Below are 17153 nucleotides of genomic sequence, written 5' to 3'. Positions count from 1 at the left end.
CGTCAGGCCGCCGAGACACGCCAGCGCGGGAACCGCCAGCCCAACCGGACACCAAGCGTCGCCACGGCGATCAGTACCATGCCGGCGGCCTGTGCCGGCCCAAGCGGATGCCCGTAGATCGCCCAGTCGATGATGATGGCAACGACCGGATAGATGAAGGTGATGATGCCTATCACCGGCGTCGTCAGGCGCGGAAAGGCCGAGTTCATCAGCACATAGGCGATACCGGTGTGCAGCACGCCAATGCTGACCAGCCAGCCCCATGAATGCGCGGGAACATGCTGGCCGATCCCGGCGAAGGGCGCGAGCATGACAATCCCGACGATCGTCTGGCAAAGCACGGTGACCTCGGCGCGTTGCTGGCCCAGGCCCTTGGCAAGGATCGTCGCCACCGCATAGAGCAGCGCGGCGACCAGCGTCAGTGCGATGCCCAGCGCCCATCCCGTGCTGGCTTGCGCATGCGAGACCACCAGCCCGCTGGCCAGCACGACGCCAAGGAACGCGCCGAGCATCCACAGCATCTGGTCAAGCGAGATACGCTCCTTCAGGAAGACCACCCCGATGATAACCACGAAGAAGGGTTGGACGTGATAGACGATCGTCGTCGTGGCGATCGACGTCATGGCGAAGCCGGCGAAGAAGGCCGTCCAGCTCAGCACCATGCAGGCCCCGGCAAGCGCTGCCAGCGCGAGGCGGGACAAGGACAGGGTGCGGTCCGGCAGATAGCCACGCAGAAGGCACCACGCGCCGAGGAACGCGGCGCCGAACACGCATCGCCAGAAGACGACGGTGACGGGATGCAATCCCGATTCCGTGACGAAGGCGCCGACCGTGCCGGCGATCGTCATCGCAAAGGCGAGGCTCGCGGCAGGAAAACGGGAAGTTGACAGATCCTTCATCGACGTTCCTCGAGCGCACGACACCCATCTGGCCAGCAATATAGCTTTCAAACAAGCGAATAGATTTGGAACAAGCTATTCGATATGCTGATAGCACCATGGCCGCTCCGCTTGACCTCAACCTCTTGAAAACCTTTGTCGCCGTCGTCGAGAGCGGCAGCCTGTCCAACGCGGCACCGCGGGTTGGCCGCAGCCAGTCAGCCGTCAGCATGCAGATGCAGCGGCTGGAGGAGATGGTCGGCAACCAGCTTCTGGTGCGCGGTCCCCGAACCGTCACGCCCAACGCGATCGGCGAGGATTTCGTGATTTATGCGCGCCGGCTGCTGAAATTGTCGGATGAGGCATGGGCCAGCGTCACCCGGCCAAAGGAGACAGGCAGCGTGCGCCTCGGCGTGCCGGACGATTATGCTGCGTTCCTGCTGCCACCCGTCCTGTCACGCTTTGCCGCGGACCACCCGCTGGTGACGGTGGAACTGATCTGCGAACAGTCGACCGCACTGGTGAAAACCCTGGCGGAAGGGCGGCTCGATCTGGCGATCGTCACCCGGCTGCCGGAGCAGCCGCTTGACGTGATCCGGCTGGAACGCTTCGTCTGGGTCGCCTCGCCCAACCACGTCGCCTGGCAGACCGATCCCTTGCCTGTCGCCTTGTTCGAGCCGGGCTGCGCTGCCAGGATGAGTGTCCTGCAGGCGCTTGGCGATGCCGATCGCGCCTACCGTTGCACCTATTCCAGCGCCTCGCTGCTGGGCCTGGTCGCGGTCGTGCAGGCCGGTCTGGCGGTCGCCGGTTTGGCGCAGCGCAGCGTGCCGCCATCGCTACGCATCATCGGCGGCAATGAAGGGCTTCCAGTACTGCCGGATCTCGAAATCGGCATCCTGCGCAACCCGCTGTCGACGACGCCGGCGGTCGATCGGCTGCACGACTTCCTGCGCCGCGATCTGGCGCAGCAGGCCTGAGGTCATCGTCCGGTCGCGGGAGATCGTCCGGAGGTCCGCCTTGCCAACCCGCCGCGATGCAGCGTTTGTTAAGGCCTCGGTCCTATAAGGCCGTCAGCCAAGCTCTTCGGGGTCAGCCATGCTTCGAGCCGTTTCCACAGCCAGTCTTCTTCTGCTTGCCACCTCCATTGCCGCCCATGCCGGCGGCGACCCCGTGCAGGGCAAGCACGTCTTCAACCGGTGCATCGCCTGCCATGAAGCGGCCAGCGACCGCGACAAGGTCGGCCCGCATCTCATGGGTGTCGTCGGCCGCACCGCCGGTACAGCCGAGAGCTTCCTTGGCCATTATTCCGAAGCGATGAAGAGTGCCGGCGCTGCCGGCCTCGTCTGGGACGAGGCAAATCTTGCCGAATATCTCAAGGCTCCCAAGCTCAAGGTTCCTGGCAACAAAATGGCTTTTGGCGGCCTGACAAATGACGACGACATCGCCAATGTCATTGCCTATCTGAAGGCCGATCCGAAGCCCTGAGTGCACGCCGGGGCGGCGCGGCCGCGCCGATCTGTTTGCCTGCAACAGGTTCAATCCCCTCCCGAATTCAGGATTTCCGCGTCGGCGGAGGCTGACTGTTTTGCCGGCATGAAAGTTCAATGACAGTTGAACCAGTTCCGGCGGACCGGCTAGTCACGCCATGACCCCACCTGCATTGTCTTTCAAGGCCTTGGCGGATTCTTTTGTTTTCATGCGACCCCTGTCTTCACGTCTTTCAATCCCCGGAAGCCCCACATATATTCGCCGCTGTTCGCAACCAGCGACCGGAAGCCGAAGCGGGAGGCCCCTATGGCGACATTGCAGAATTTCGACGCCGAAATTGCCAAGACCAAGCAGGTCGTCCAGGACATGCGAACCAAGATCGAGCAGTCCGGCACCGTGCTCGACACACTGGCCACCGCGGACAAGAAGATCGGCGACGCCAATTTCGACATCGAGAACGCCCGCATCGAGGATGTGCTGAAGCAGCAGAAGGTGATGGAAGGCAACATCGCCGACCTGATCATCGGCCTTGAGGACGCCACCAACGTCTTTGGCGCCGAGTTCGAGAGCATGAAGAACTATACCGGCTGGGAAAACTTCGTCGGCGTCTTCTCCAGCCAGCGCAAACAGCGCCTGCGCACGGACCGCGTGCGCAACATGTCGCTGGCCGGCAATCTGCAGGAACTTCTCGCCAAGTCCGACACGATCGTCGGCATCCTGAAGGCGCAGAAAGAGATTCTCGACCAGCGCTACAAGACTTCCGAGACCAGCCTGTCGCAGGTGATCGAGCGCCGCAAGACCACCATGACCAACCTCGAAGCCGTGCAGAAGCGCATCGAGGAACTCAACCCGATGCTGCTCGATATCGAGAACAAGATCGCCGCCTCGACCAGCCAGAAGGATCGCACGCAGCTCGAGGGCGAACGCTCCAAGCTCGCCACCGAATACAATGAGAAGCAGGCCAAGGAGCAGGAACTGCTGGCCGAGAGCCAGACGCTGGAGCGCTATACCTCGATGTTCCAGACCTTCGTCGATTCGCTCAACAACCAGATCGCCGCGCAGTCGACGCTGATCAACAAGCTGACCATCGATACGGAGCAGCGCATCGTGCTCTACAAGGCGCTGGAAGATTCGCTGAAGACGGCGGCCCAGCAGGACGTCGCCCACAAGATCAACACGCTGGGTAGTCAGGTCGACAACACGGCGGAAGAAACCATGGCCGGCATCGGTGCCGCCTCGCAGAAGCATATTGGCGACCTGCTCGAGATGCACGAGAAGAACATGGTCGCCAGCGCCGATATCCAGCGCCGCAAGAAGCTGGCCGACGACGCCTTTGCCCGCCGCTTCGATGAAGTGCTGAAGAAGCACAATTCGGCCAACTACGTGCAGTCATAATTGCCGCGCGCACCGGTGCGACAATCCCAGGGCTGACAGCATGACCCCCGAAAACGACGCGGCGGCGCGGTATTTCTCGGCAATAACGGCCGCGCTCAGCGGCCTTGAAGTGTTCATGCGCGACGACCGCTCGCCGCTCTACCGGCACGGCATCGTCGCCAAGATCGTTGCCGAATATATCGCCCGGCTCGACAAGTCCTTCTCCTGCTGGCGCAACCGGCTGGGCTTCATGGACACGTTTCGTATTTCGCGCGCCGAAAGCGGCTTCCCGGTGTTCCAGAACCTGCTCGAACTGGAGAACGACCGCCGGCAGGCTGATGCACGCCTTGCCAACATCCCGCTAGCCGGCGAACTGCGCGAGGAGATGGCCGACTTCATCCTGCGCCACAAGGAATTCCCCGAAGCGTTGCAGAAGTCGATGGCCGAGCGGCTCTACCTCGAGGACGTCAAGAGCGAGCAGACCTTCGGTCCCTTCACGCTGGCGCAGACCGCCAAGGTCTCGGTCAATCCGAAGACGGCACGGCCCTATTATCTCGTCCATTGGGCCACCTTCGACGGCAGCGCCAACCTGCCGCTGGTCTACATGGTGACGGTGGAGGATTCTTCTGAAAGCATGATCCGCCAGCTCGTCGACCGGGACGGCAAGCTCAACGAAAAGGTCGACATCCCCCTGCCGGTCGATGGGCTGCTCAATCCGGAGCTTGCGCACCGTTTCGACGATTTCACCGAGAAGAATTCCGCCTACACGCTGTCGCCGGCGACGATCGCGGTCAATCTCGACAAGGATTTCGAGCCCCTGCACCCCAAGCAGTTGCGCCGTGTCGTGCTCGGCCCCTTTTATTCAGCGGGCATTACCGACAACAATTCGACGGTGACCGAGGTGCTGGCCAAGGTGCGCAAACCGGAAAACGCCTGGCTGCTGACCTGGACCATCCAGGAGGTCTACTCCAAGGGCGAGAAGCCCGGCCGCAAGGGCCTGTTTTCCAGCGAGAAGACGACGCAGGAATTCTTCATCAACACCGACGACCTGGAAGCCGCGCGCCAGGGCGTGTCGAGTTACGAAAATCACGCGCTGATCCCGCACGAGGCCTACCAGGCGCTCTACGCCGCCGGCGAGGCACAGAAGATCTTTGGCGGCTACAAGGTCCACATCCTGTCCAACGGACAGGTCATTTCAGACGTCTGACCGTAACACCACGGAGCATCCTTCATGGACACCGGCCTGACCACCATCCCGGAAGCGGCGATCGAGAAGCACCGCGCCACCGCGCAGAGCTTCATCACCCGCATCGTCGTGCTGGAGGATCCCTCGCGCGAATCCGGCACGGCATTGGCCGGTACCAACCGCCGCTTCGTCTCCACCGTCTCGGTCGGCTCGGTGCGCCGCACGCGCGAGGTCGAGCTGTCGAAGACGGTCGGCGCCGTCCATCCCGACGACCAGTTGCTCACCATCCCGCAGCACACGCTTTTGTTTCGTGCCCGGCGCGGCACGGCAATCGCGCTCGCCATATCGCATGTCTTCGCCGAAGGCTCGGACCTCGAAGGCCTGCAGGCGAAAAACACCCGCGCCCCGCTCGAGGGCGACGAGGCGTCGGCCTTCAAGAAACTTCTGTCGGCCTCGGCCTACATCTCGGCTTTCAGCCTTGCCTCCTACCTGTTCCAGCTTATCGACAGCGACGGCGAGGCGCCCAACGACATCCCCGAGCCGGATTTTCTCTTCGACACGCCGCAGGATGCGGTGAAGTCGATCCTCGCCGGTCTCGACAAGGCGATAGCGGGCTCGAAGGACGATGCCGACCTGATGACGCGGACACGCGCCTTCGCCCGCGTCGCCATCGACGGGTTGCTGGCGCGCAAAGGCCGTTTCGACGGCATCGGCCCGTTCGAGAACGCCCATATCCGCATCGATGCGGATGACTTCACCCTCGACGGTTTCGACGTCGCGCCCGGCAAGCGCTCCAAGCCGCTGGTGATGACCTTCAAGAAGCCGGAAGAGGTCGTCGGCAACCACATCGCCAAGTACCAGTCGGTCAAGCTCGCCAAGATGCTGATGGCCTATGATTTCGAGCGCGAACTGAACCCGTTCGTCGACCTCGGCGGCTTCCTGTTCACCTTCATCGGCGACGGCGCGCCCGGCACCGGCAAGACGACGCTGATCCAGATGATCGCCGGCCTCGTCAACGGCTACTGCCAGGTCGCCGGCTATCCCTTCGCCTATGAGAATTTCGGCGTCGACCAGATTTCGTCCTACCAGGGCAAGTCAGGCCAGAACTGCCGGCAGTTCATCAACAATGTCTTGAACCCGCGCGTCATCGGCTTCGGCACCATCGACGACATCGACCAGGTGGCGGCGCGCCGCTCCGACGACCGCGCCTCGGCCGGCCAGCAGGAGATCACCGGCGTCTTGATGGACGCCTTCGCCGGCGCGGCTACAGTGGTGCGCGGCAACTGCTCGTTCGGCATGTTCTCCAACTATCCCGAAAACGTCGATGATGCGCTGCGCCAGCGCGCTGGCGCCCGATGGCTGGTCGACGGCCCGCAGACCCGCGACGACTATATCGACATCTTCGTGCTGCTCGCCGGCAAGAACCACAAGATACCGCTCGGCGATCACGAACTCTACGCCGCGCAGGAGATCCAGCGCGCCGTTACCGAGGCTTATGAAGAGCACGAGAAGCCGCAGGAAGACGGGCTGATGAAGGTCTATGAGCGTTACATGAAGGAAAATGGCGCGCCCAAGACGATGGCCGACATCGGCACCTACCTGCACCTGATCAAGGATGCCGAGCCCCGCTTCACCGGCCGCGCCATCAAGAACGTCACCGACGCCATCAAGATGCGCGCCATGGACATCGAGCTTCCCGACGACTGGTTCGAGAAGCCGGAAGCCTTCATGCACAAGGGCTACGACGAGAAGAAAGCGATGATCGAGGAACTGCGCGGTCCGTTCTCGATGGACATGGTCATGCAGGAGATCAACCGCTACGCCGACAGCGAGTTCCGCTATTCCGACAAGTCCGACGACGCAGCCGTGGAGAAGCTGCTGCGCGACGCCCGCCTGCGCGAGAGGGCGGCACGCGAGATGGAGGAGATGAAAAAGAAGGGCAGTTGGAATGCCTAAAGGTACGCAATGACCTCCGCCAAAAAAACCGACCTGCTTCGCGACAACGAGCTGATCTACGGCCGGCTGCTCACCGTCGACGAGCCGCATCTCATCCAGCGCTACAACAAGGCGCTTGCCGCCTTCGGCCTCAAGCCGACCAAGCTCAAGAGTTTCCAGATCGACCGCACCGGCTTCTCGCCCGAGATCGCTGACGAGTGCGGTGATTACGACTATCTCGACCCCAACGAGGTCAATCGCCGCTTCATCATCCTGACGCCGTCGCAGATCGACCTGCCGGTGGTGCACACAGCCTTCTCCAACACCTCGCAGCTGATGTTCGAGTTCATGTCCAAGAACCAGCGCGCCATCGACGCGCTGACCATCAAGGACGTCATCTACGGCGAGATCGAGGACTCCGTTCCCAAGGTCAACGACATCGAGGACTTGCTGTCGATCAATCAGGTGGAATTCAAGGTGCTGTCGGCGGAGGATGTGCTGGGCAAGGCCGCCGAACTCGGCAAGCTGGTCGACCGGCTGAGGCAGGAGCCGGACGCCTGGCGCGACAATGCCATGCTGACCCGCATGGTGGACCTGGCGAAGGTTTGCGGCGATATCCGCGAGAACGCGCTGGTGCCCGACCAGGTGATCTTCCGCCACAATGCCTACTGGACCAGCCATTTCGGCGGGCTCTACGTGTTCGTCGATCCCGACATGACGACGGTGATCAGCGATCCTGCCGCCCCCGGCTTCCGCCGTTCGCGGCCGTGGCAGGTGAGCTATCTCTCGATCAACGACGCCGACAAGGTGTTCAAGTTCCTGGCCTCGACCGGCCGCATCGAGCTGCCGCGCGCCTCCTGGATCGAGGCGTCGGGCTATCTCGAACACCGCGCCGAGATGGTGGTGCGTGCGCTGATTCGCGACGCCGAGCCGAACCGCAATCTGACCGATGTCGACAAGGTCTGGCTGCAGACCTGGATCCAGGGCCATGCCGACCTGATCACCAAGGACGGCAACTTTCCCTTCCTCAACGCCGCCAAGCGGGAAATCGCCCAGCTTGGCCATCTCAAGATCGAGGATGTGTTCCCGCAGCAGCGCTTCCTGGTGATCCGCGCCAAGCCGGACCATCCCGACGCCTGGCTGACCAACCGGCTGATCTCGGATTTCGTGCCGACCGACTTCGTCTCGCGCTACATCTTCAACAAGCAGGGCTTCTACAAGGACTATGACGGCTTCAGCGACGCCTGGCGATCGCATGTTGTGGACGTTCTGAAAACCACATATTTGAAGGACAAGGTGGCGTTTCGCACACGCCTCTACGGCCTGACTGACTAGAACGAAATGAACCCGTCATTTCGTTCTGACTTATTGTTTTGGCGCATGATGTTATCCAAGAAGTCTGCAACTTTTTGGCATCATGCTGAGGGGGTGACGTGAGCCATGCTTGATCCGATCGTGAATTTCTTCACCCGCATTTTCCAGTGGATCGGCCGCGGCATCGGCCTCGTCATCGGCGTGATCCTGTGGCCCTTCCTGTGGGCGGGGCGCTGGTATACGCAGCGCGGCTGGATCCTCAAGGCTGTGGTCGGCCTGGCTTTGCTGGTGCTGGTCGGTCTCTATGCCAATTTCTTCTACGCCACCCAGTGGTGGAGTAATTTCAACCCAGCCTATCCCGACACCTACAGCTTCGAGAAACGCAATATTTCCGCTGGCGAACAGGTCGCCGCCGGCGCCGGCACCGACACCGCGAAGACCTGCGGCAACTCCGCCATCGCCCAGGTGGCGGCCGACCTGATCGACTTCAACGTCAATCAGAACGCCTGGGTCTCGTCGATGGTCCTGTACAAGCTCGGCTTGTTCGGCATCGACTGGGACGACACGCCCTGGATGGACAACAAGGCTTCGTTCCAGCGCGGCATCAACCAGGCTGTGCGGCGCACCGCCACCGAGCTTGCCGACAATCTTGGTCGTGTGCGCACCACCTCGCAGATCGACACCAATTTGCAGGATGCCCGCGGTCAGCTGCAGTATGACGAGTCCATCTGGTACATCAGCCGCAACGGCATGACCGCGACCACGCCCAGCATGTACCGCCGTGCGATGGGCAATCTGCGCTCGTTCAACGCTCGCCTCGCCACCTGCCAGGCCACTTTCGATGCCCGCGCCGACAATCTGAAGCAGTATATCGACCGCATCGCGTCGGATATCGGCTCGACTTCCGCCATCCTCAAGGAGCGCGCCGAGAACCACAACAATGGCTGGTTCGACACCCGCGCCGACGACCGTTACTGGTTCGCCTACGGCCAGCTCTATGCCTATTACGGGCTGATGAAAGGCGCCCAGGCCGATTTCGAGGACGTCATCAAGGAAAAACACCTGCAGAGCCTGTGGGACACGATGGACGCGCAATTCGTCTCGGCCCTGCGCATCCAGCCCTTCATCATCGCCAATGGCCGCGAGGATGGCTGGCTGCTGCCGACGCATCTGACGACGATGGGCTTCTACATCCTGCGCGTGCGCTCCAACATGGTCGAAATCAGCAACGTGCTGACGCAATAGCGTTCGCCAGCCGCAATGCATGTCGCCCGAAAGTGGTCCCGGTTTTGGGAGAACGACATGCACAAGACAAAAGGCTGAAGCGCGAAGCGCTTTAGCCCGGCGATGGCGAATTTGCGCCGTCGCTTCTGTCGCATTCCGTGCATTGTGCGGCTGTTTTGAGACGGCGGAAGCGCCCCTGCTCTGGCTTCTATACGGCGCGGCAAGCGGAGCCAGAAAGAACCGAGAGCAGGTCGGCCGACCGCAGAGGAATTTTCTCTATAGGAAACATAGTTGCATGAAAGTTGACGCCACGGCAGCGACAGGGTTAGAACATGCCCGCGCTCCCGGTTCCAACCTGCTTGCGATAGAGATCAACCCCGTCCCCTCCACCGTCCAATCCAGAGGAAAGCCGTTATGGCCGAAGTGAAGTCCGACATCGAGATCGCGCGCGCCGCCAAGAAAAAGCAGATCCAGGAGATCGGCCAGAAGATCGGCATCCCGACCGAGCACCTGCTGCCCTATGGCCACGACAAGGCCAAAATATCGGCCGAGTTCATAAAGTCGGTGAAGGGCAACAAGGACGGCAAGCTGATCCTGGTCACCGCCATCAACCCGACCCCGGCCGGCGAAGGCAAGACCACCACCACGGTCGGCCTCGGCGACGGCCTCAACCGCATCGGCAAGAAGGCGATCGTCTGCATCCGCGAAGCCTCGCTTGGCCCGAATTTCGGCGTCAAGGGCGGTGCCGCCGGCGGCGGCTACGCGCAGGTGGTGCCGATGGAGGACATGAACCTCCATTTCACCGGCGACTTCCACGCCATCACGACGGCGCACAATCTGCTTTCGGCGCTGATCGACAACCACATCTACTGGGGCAATGAGCTCGGCATCGACACCCGCCGCGTGGTGTGGCGTCGCGTCATGGACATGAACGACCGGGCGCTGCGCGAAATCATCTGCTCGCTCGGCGGCGTCGCCAACGGTTTCCCGCGCGAGGCCGGCTTCGACATCACCGTCGCTTCGGAAGTGATGGCGATCCTGTGCCTTGCCACCGACCTCAAGGATCTGGAAAAGCGTCTCGGCGACATCATCGTCGCCTATCGCCGCGACAAGTCGCCGGTCTATGCCCGCGACCTCAAGGCCGACGGCGCCATGGCCGTGCTTCTGAAGGACGCCATGCAGCCCAATCTGGTGCAGACGCTGGAGAACAACCCGGCCTTCGTCCATGGTGGCCCGTTCGCCAACATCGCCCATGGCTGCAACTCGGTCGTCGCCACCACGACGGCATTGAAATTGGCGGACTATGTCGTCACCGAAGCCGGCTTCGGCGCCGACCTGGGTGCTGAAAAGTTCTTTGACATCAAGTGCCGCAAGGCCGGCCTCAAGCCGGCGGCGGCGGTCATCGTCGCCACCGTGCGCGCCATGAAGATGAATGGCGGCGTCAAGAAGGAAGACCTCGGCAAGGAAAACGTCGAGGCGGTGAAGAAAGGCTGCGCCAACCTCGGCCGCCACATCGAGAACATCCGCCAGTTCGGCGTGCCGGCTGTGGTCGCCATCAACCACTTCTATTCCGACACCGACGCCGAAATCCAGGCGATGAAGGACTATGTCGCCTCGATGGGCGAAGAGGCGATCCTGTGCAAGCACTGGGCCAAGGGCTCGGCCGGCATCGAGGACCTCGCCAACAAGGTGGTGGCGCTGGCCGAATCCGGCGCCTCGCAATTCGCGCCGCTCTATCCCGACGCCATGCCGCTGTTCGAGAAGATCAACACCATCGTCCAGCGCATCTATCGCGGCTCGGAGGCGATCGCCGACAAGTCGGTGCGCGACCAGCTCAAGGCCTGGGAAGACGCCGGCTACGGCAATCTGCCGGTCTGCATGGCCAAGACCCAGTACTCCTTCTCGACCGACCCGAACCTGCGCGGCGCGCCGACCGGCCACACCGTGCCGGTGCGTGAGGTCAGGCTTTCGGCGGGTGCGGGCTTCGTCGTCATCATCTGCGGCGAGGTCATGACCATGCCCGGTCTGCCCAAGGCGCCGTCCTCTGAAAAGATCTTCCTCAACGAAGCCGGCCAGATTGAAGGCTTGTTCTAAAATCTTTCAATTCCAAATGGCAAAGGGCGCCGCAGCGATGCGGCGCCCTTTGTGTTTGCGGATATTCCTACGCTGCGTTGCGCGCCAGCGCCCGCTGATTGGAGGCGTAGATCGTGTCGCGCTCCGGCAAGGCGCCGGTCTTCAGGCACTCGGCCCATTCGGTGGTCTTCAGCACCGCGGCGAAGCGCGACTGAAGAATGATCGTGACCACGCGGTGGATCTCCTCGGCCGAGGCATAGCCGGCGCTGTTGGCATACGGAACCGAGCCTGTCGCGTCGGACAGGAACTCGACGGCAAACCCCATATGCACGGCGTGGATGATGGTCGACAGGTCGCAATTATGCGTCATGTAGCCGACGACCGTGATCGTATCGATGGCATTGGCGCGCAGCCAGTCCTCGAGGTCCGTGCCGGTGAAGGCCGAGGGCAGCGTCTTCTCGACATAGTGGTCGCGGCCGCGCCTGGCGATCTCCGGATGCAGTTCGCCGCCATGGCTGCCCTTGGCGAAGATCGGTGACGTCTCGGGCGCCATCTGCTTGATAACAACCACCTTGATGCCGGCGGCCGTGGCGGCATCCATGGCGCGCGCCACATTGACGACGCTGTCGCGGAACGGCGGATGCTGGATGGCCAGGTTGCCGCCATCGTAGTCGTTCTGGACATCCACGACGACGAGTGCGCGGCGCGGTGTGGTGTTGGCTCTGTCAGACATGGTGTTTTCCTTCCGGCTTGAATGCGATGGGCCGAAAATAGACCGGTCGACAAGCAGCCAAAAGTGGCCCGATTGACATTGTTCGAAAGAATTGGGACAACTCAGCTTCCCACACTGGAAACGCCGATGACCGCTCCGATCATTGCTGTCCTCGCCTTCGACGGCATCAGTCCGTTCCATCTCTCCGTGCCTTGCCTGGTGTTCGGCGCCGACCGCACCAGGCTCGGCCTGCCGCGCTTTGACTTCCGCGTCTGCGGGGCCGAGGCAGGCATGATCGAGACGGATGCCGGGCTGAGCATCCTTGTCCCGCATGGGCTCTCCGCGTTCGACGACGCCGACATCGTCATCATTCCGAGCTGGAAGGATCTCGAAGCCCCTCTGGCCAGGCCGTTAAATGAAGCACTCGGCCGCGCGCACCGGCGCGGGGCGCTGATCGTCGGCCTGTGCCTCGGCACCTTTGCCATCGCCGCGGCCGGCCTGCTGTCGGGCCGGAAAGCGACCACGCATTGGGCCTATACGGACCAGTTGCAGGCCTTGCACCCCGACATTTCAGTCGATGCCGATGTGCTCTATGTCGATGACGGCGACATCGTCACCTCCGCCGGGGTCGCCGCCGGGTTGGACTGCTGCCTGCATATCGTGCGCGCCCGCTATGGCGCCGACGCGGCACTACGGCTCGCCCGGCATGTCGTACTCTCACCGCACCGGCAGGGCGGGCAGGCGCAGTTCATCGAACGCCCCGTGGCAAGAAGCGCGAATGCCGACCGCTTCACCCAGGCGCTTGACGCGGTGCGCACGACGCTCGGCGAAACGCACAGCCTCGACAGCGTCGCCGAATTGGCAGGCCTCACTCGGCGCACCTTCACCCGCCGCTTCCAGAAATCGATCGGCACCAGTTTTGGCGATTGGCTGACCAGCCAGCGCATCGAACTGGCGCAGCGGTTGCTGGAAGCCACGGAGAAATCGATGGATGTCGTGGCCTTCGAGGCCGGCTTCGGCAGCGCCGCATCGCTGCGCCAGCATTTCGCCGCGAGGCTAAGGACATCGCCGGCGCAATACCGGCGGGAGTTTTCCAGGCGGGCCGATCAGGGCACGCGCGTGGCGCACGTCCTTTCATCCTGAACGGCAAAGGCGCCGTATCGATACGGCGCCTTTGCATTTCCAACCGCCGGAATCAGGCAACGTCTTCCGGCGATGGCGCACGCTTGCGGCCGGTGACCATGGCGCGAACCATATTCTCGTGATGACGCAGGCTCGCCAGCAGTACGCCGCCGACATGAAGCCCGATCAGCACCAGGATGCCATTGCCCAGGATCTTGTGCGTGTCCTCGACCCAGGCCACGCCCCACCAGGCATCGGTGGTCTGCATCCAGCCGGTCAGCGCGATCCCTGCGACGCAGGTCAGAAGCGCCAGCACCATGGCGCCGCCGGCAGGGTTGTGGCCTAGATAGCGCCTCTCATCACCCTGCGCCACGTCGGCGAGATAAGCGCTCACCGCGCGCGGCCCACGAACGAACTGGCGGAAGCGCGTGTATCCCGATCCCGCCAACCCGGCGATCATACGCCGCGATCTACACCGATGCGCTGGCCATCGTGCTGCGCAACCTCATCGAGAATGCCTTGCGGCATGGCGCCGAAGGCGGCGAGGTTGTCGTGCGCATCTACGAGGACGCCCGGCTCAGTGTGATCAACCAAGGTCCGGTGGTTCCCGTCCCTCAGGGCTTGATCAAACGGTTCGAACGCGGCGCGACTCGTGCGGAGGGGTCGGGCCTCGGATTGGCGATCGTCAGCAAAATCCTGCAACAGATCGACGCGACGCTGGTCCTGAACTCGCCAGCATCCGGCCGGCAGGATGGTTTTGAGGCAACGATCCGGTTTCCCACGGCGTAACGTCAACGGCGCTTGACCAGTCGCGCCGGATTGCCCACCACCGTCTCGTTCGCGGGCACATCACGCGTCACCACGGCGCCGGCGCCGACGATGGCGCCCTCGCCGATGCTGACGCCGCCAAGGATGATGGCGCTGCCGCCGATCCAGGCATGGGCGCCGATCTCGACCGGCCTGGCGATCTCCAGCCCCGCCTGTCGCCCCGCAACTTCCTTGTGGTGCTCGGCGCAATAGATCTGCACGTTGGGGCCGAGCAACGTTTCCTTGCCGATGCGCACGCTTGCCGTGTCGAGGATGGTGCAGCCGGCGTTGAGGAAGACGCCATCGCCAAGAACGATGTTGAAGCCATAGGCGCAGTGGAACGGCGCCTCGATGCGCGCGCCCTCGCCCACGCTACCAAGCAATGCCTTCAAGCCCGGCCCGAGATTGCCGCGCTGCCGCGGCGGCAGGCAATTGTGCTCGAACACCGCGTCGCGCGCCGTGACGCGCAGTGCCTCCAACTCGTCATCGAGGCAAGTGTACCATTCGCCGGCCGCCATCTTCGCGCGCTCGCTTCCGGCCATGGCGTGGTCTCCCATTGACGTCTTTGAAAAGCATGAGTGCGGCCGGCACAAAAGCGCCAATCCGAGTACTGGTCAAATATCGGACCTATGGTAGCCTGCCGTCTCAAGGCCGTCCTGGCCACTGATCGAGGGGGATCAACATGCTCTTGCTTCTTGCACTTCTGATCGGCGTCATTGCCGGCCTGCGCGCCATGACCGCGCCGGCCGCCGTCGCCTGGGGCGCGTATCTGGGCTGGCTGCCGGTTGCCGGCACCTGGGCCAGCTTCATGAGCCATTGGGCCGCTGTCGGCATCTTCACCATCCTGGCCATCGTCGAGCTCGTCACCGACCAGCTGCCGTCGACGCCAAGCCGCAAGGTGCCGCAGCAATTCGGCGCCCGCATCCTGCTTGGTGCTTTCAGCGGCGCGGTGATCGGTGCGACCGGCGGTTCCACCATAGGCGGCCTGATCGCCGGCGCCATCGGCGCGGTCATCGGCACGTTGGGCGGCGCCGAAGCGCGCGGCCGGCTGGCGGCCGCTTTCGGCAAGGATCCGCCCGCCGCCTTCATCGAGGACGCGGTGGCGATCATCGGCGGCCTGCTGATCGTGGCGGCGGTGGCATGACGGCCCAGAGCTTAAACGCAAAGACCTTCGACGCCATCATCATCGGCGCCGGCCAGGCGGGGTCGCCATTGGCGGGCCGCCTGTCAGCCGCTGGCATGAGCGTGGCGCTGATCGAGCGCAAGCTGGTCGGCGGCACCTGCGTCAACACCGGCTGCATGCCGACCAAGACCATGGTCGCCAGCGCCTATGCCGCGCATCTGGCGAGGCGTGCCGCCGACTATGGCGTCACGCTCGGCGGCCCCGTCGGTGTGGATTATCAACGGATCAAGGCGCGCAAGGACAAGGTCACCAACGACGCCCGCGGCAATCTGGAGACATGGATCGCCGGCATGAAGGGCTGTACCCTCTATCGCGGCCATGCGCGCTTCGAATCCGCCAACACTGTGCGTGTCGGCGACGACCTTTTGAGCGCCGAAAAGATCTTCCTCAACACGGGTGGCCGCGCGTCCGTGCCCGACCTCCCCGGCATCCACGACATCGACTACCTGACCAATTCCTCGATGATGGATCTCGACGTGCTGCCGCGCCACCTCGTCGTCGTCGGCGGCAGCTACATCTCGCTCGAGTTCGCGCAGATGTTCCGCCGCTTCGGCTCGGACGTCACCGTCATCGAGAAGAGCCCGCGCCTGACCGGCCGCGAGGACGAGGACGTCTCGGCCACCATCCTCTCCATCCTCGAAAACGAAGGCATCGCGGTCCATGTCGGCGCCGACGACATCGGCTTCGCCAAGAGGGGTAACGACATCGCGGTGACCTTCACGGCCGGCAAGCCGCCGGCCGTCGGTTCTCACGTGCTGCTGGCGCTCGGCCGAACGCTCAACACCGACGATCTCGGCCTCGATAGAGCCGGCGTCGCCGTCGACAAGCGTGGTGCCGTCATCGTCGACGACCAGCTGCGCACCAGCGTGCCCGGCATCTGGGCGATGGGCGACTGCAACGGTAGGGGCGCCTTCACCCACACCTCCTACAACGACTACGAGATCGTCGCCGCCAACCTGCTCGACAATGATCCGCGCAAAGTCAGCGACCGCATCGAGGCCTATGCGCTCTACATCGACCCGCCGCTCGGCCGCTGCGGCATGACGGAAGCGGCGGTGAAGAAATCCGGGCGTCGCGCGCTGGTCGGCCAGCGGCCGATGACGCGCGTCGGCCGCGCCGTCGAAAAGGGCGAGACGCAAGGCTTCATGAAGATCCTTGTCGATGCCGACACGCGCGAAATCCTCGGCTGCTCGGTGCTCGGCCCCGGTGGCGACGAGGCGGTGCATTGCGTGCTCGACCTGATGTACGCCAAGGCGCCCGTCGACACTCTGGCGCGCGCGGTGCACATCCACCCCACCGTGTCGGAACTGTTGCCAACGATCGCGCAGGAACTGAAGCCTCTGGCCTGAAATCTATTCGCTATCCGGCCCGGTCAGCTTCGCCTCCAGCCGGCCGAGCAGCAGCATCGCCCCTTTCAGCTCGTCGTCACCGACATCACTGAGCAGATCGGCGCGCAGCACCGCCAGCAGGCGCTCGATCTCGGTCACACGGCGGCGCCCGGCATCGGTGAGCGACAGGATCTTGGCCCGCCTGTCGGCGGCATCCTCGGTGCGCGTCACCAGCCCCTCCTCGACCAGCAGGTCGACGATGCGCACCAGGGACGGCCCTTCGAAGCCAAGATGATCGGCAAGGACACCCTGGCGCCGATTGTCACCCAGCCGCGACAGCATCACCAGTGGCATGGCGGTGGCATGCGACAGGCCGCAATCGTCGAGCGCCTTGTCGGCCGCGCGCCGCCAAAGCCTTGCGACTGATATAACCAGTTGGCCAAATCTGGCACGATCCGGGTCTTGCTTGGACATACCGAAAAAGATAACATGCTATTTATTAGGTTGCGATAAAATTCTTTTCCCTGGC

At 63.2% G+C, this 17153-nt stretch carries 17 protein-coding genes; 12 read left to right on the top strand and 5 right to left on the bottom strand.

What is annotated here, in order from left to right; translation table 11 throughout:
* Positions 1-2: 2 nt before the first annotated feature.
* Positions 3-899 (bottom strand): DMT family transporter, encoded by an 897-nt coding sequence (locus EB231_RS11540; RefSeq protein WP_172348915.1) that lies wholly within the window; start codon positions 897-899, stop codon positions 3-5.
* 98 nt (positions 900-997) lie between these two features.
* Between EB231_RS11540 and EB231_RS11535 the strand changes: the two genes are divergently transcribed.
* The 8 genes from EB231_RS11535 to EB231_RS11500 all read left to right on the top strand — a co-directional run bounded on the left by EB231_RS11535 (position 998) and on the right by EB231_RS11500 (position 11493).
* Positions 998-1855 (top strand): LysR substrate-binding domain-containing protein, encoded by an 858-nt coding sequence (locus EB231_RS11535; protein WP_172348914.1) that lies wholly within the window; start codon positions 998-1000, stop codon positions 1853-1855.
* Positions 1856-1973: 118 nt separating this feature from the next.
* A complete protein-coding gene (locus EB231_RS11530) occupies positions 1974-2363 on the top strand; it encodes a c-type cytochrome (RefSeq protein ID WP_172348913.1) in 390 nt (129 codons plus the stop codon).
* Positions 2364-2672: 309 nt separating this feature from the next.
* Positions 2673-3761: a hypothetical protein gene (locus tag EB231_RS11525; RefSeq protein ID WP_172348912.1), complete on the top strand. Its 1089-nt coding sequence runs from the start codon at positions 2673-2675 to the stop codon at positions 3759-3761.
* A gap of 40 nt (positions 3762-3801) precedes the next feature.
* Positions 3802-4947, top strand: a complete 1146-nt coding sequence (locus tag EB231_RS11520) for a hypothetical protein (RefSeq protein ID WP_172348911.1) — start codon at positions 3802-3804, stop codon at positions 4945-4947.
* A gap of 24 nt (positions 4948-4971) precedes the next feature.
* A complete protein-coding gene (locus tag EB231_RS11515) occupies positions 4972-6882 on the top strand; it encodes an AAA family ATPase (protein WP_172348910.1) in 1911 nt (636 codons plus the stop codon).
* 9 nt (positions 6883-6891) lie between these two features.
* A complete protein-coding gene (locus tag EB231_RS11510) occupies positions 6892-8196 on the top strand; it encodes a DUF6638 family protein (RefSeq protein WP_172348909.1) in 1305 nt (434 codons plus the stop codon).
* A 105-nt stretch (positions 8197-8301) separates the two neighbouring features.
* Complete coding sequence (locus EB231_RS11505) at positions 8302-9420, top strand: DUF2333 family protein (RefSeq protein ID WP_172348908.1); 1119 nt, start codon at positions 8302-8304, stop codon at positions 9418-9420.
* 393 nt (positions 9421-9813) lie between these two features.
* Positions 9814-11493 (top strand): formate--tetrahydrofolate ligase, encoded by a 1680-nt coding sequence (locus EB231_RS11500; RefSeq protein WP_172348907.1) that lies wholly within the window; start codon positions 9814-9816, stop codon positions 11491-11493.
* Positions 11494-11560: 67 nt separating this feature from the next.
* On the opposite strand, the gene EB231_RS11495 is transcribed toward EB231_RS11500, so the two are convergent.
* Complete coding sequence (locus EB231_RS11495; protein ID WP_172348906.1) at positions 11561-12205, bottom strand: cysteine hydrolase family protein; 645 nt, start codon at positions 12203-12205, stop codon at positions 11561-11563.
* Between the two features lie 126 nt (positions 12206-12331).
* Here EB231_RS11495 and EB231_RS11490 point away from each other — a divergent pair, with 126 nt between their 5' ends.
* Positions 12332-13327, top strand: coding sequence for a GlxA family transcriptional regulator (locus EB231_RS11490; protein WP_172348905.1), 996 nt, complete (start codon positions 12332-12334; stop codon positions 13325-13327).
* A 52-nt stretch (positions 13328-13379) separates the two neighbouring features.
* On the opposite strand, the gene EB231_RS11485 is transcribed toward EB231_RS11490, so the two are convergent.
* Positions 13380-13766 carry a cytochrome b/b6 domain-containing protein gene (locus EB231_RS11485; RefSeq protein WP_246740917.1) on the bottom strand — a complete coding sequence of 129 codons (387 nt, stop codon included), beginning with the start codon at positions 13764-13766 and terminating at the stop codon, positions 13380-13382.
* 32 nt (positions 13767-13798) lie between these two features.
* Between EB231_RS11485 and EB231_RS11480 the strand changes: the two genes are divergently transcribed.
* On the top strand, positions 13799-14095 hold the full coding sequence (locus EB231_RS11480) for an ATP-binding protein (RefSeq protein WP_246740916.1): 297 nt from the start codon (positions 13799-13801) through the stop codon (positions 14093-14095).
* Positions 14096-14097: 2 nt separating this feature from the next.
* On the opposite strand, the gene EB231_RS11475 is transcribed toward EB231_RS11480, so the two are convergent.
* Complete coding sequence (locus EB231_RS11475; protein WP_172348904.1) at positions 14098-14655, bottom strand: sugar O-acetyltransferase; 558 nt, start codon at positions 14653-14655, stop codon at positions 14098-14100.
* A 140-nt stretch (positions 14656-14795) separates the two neighbouring features.
* On the opposite strand from EB231_RS11475, the gene EB231_RS11470 reads away from it, so the two are divergent.
* Positions 14796-15257, top strand: a complete 462-nt coding sequence (locus tag EB231_RS11470; protein ID WP_172348903.1) for a DUF4126 domain-containing protein — start codon at positions 14796-14798, stop codon at positions 15255-15257.
* A complete protein-coding gene (locus EB231_RS11465; protein WP_172348902.1) occupies positions 15254-16645 on the top strand; it encodes an FAD-containing oxidoreductase in 1392 nt (463 codons plus the stop codon). Before EB231_RS11470 ends, EB231_RS11465 begins: the two co-directional genes overlap by 4 nt.
* A gap of 3 nt (positions 16646-16648) precedes the next feature.
* On the opposite strand, the gene EB231_RS11460 is transcribed toward EB231_RS11465, so the two are convergent.
* On the bottom strand, positions 16649-17098 hold the full coding sequence (locus tag EB231_RS11460; protein ID WP_172348901.1) for a MarR family winged helix-turn-helix transcriptional regulator: 450 nt from the start codon (positions 17096-17098) through the stop codon (positions 16649-16651).
* Positions 17099-17153 lie beyond the last annotated feature (55 nt).

Origin of the sequence: Mesorhizobium sp. NZP2298, assembly GCF_013170825.1 — a bacterium.
Taxonomy (GTDB): domain Bacteria; phylum Pseudomonadota; class Alphaproteobacteria; order Rhizobiales; family Rhizobiaceae; genus Mesorhizobium.
This window is presented reverse-complemented; position numbering and strand designations above follow the sequence as displayed.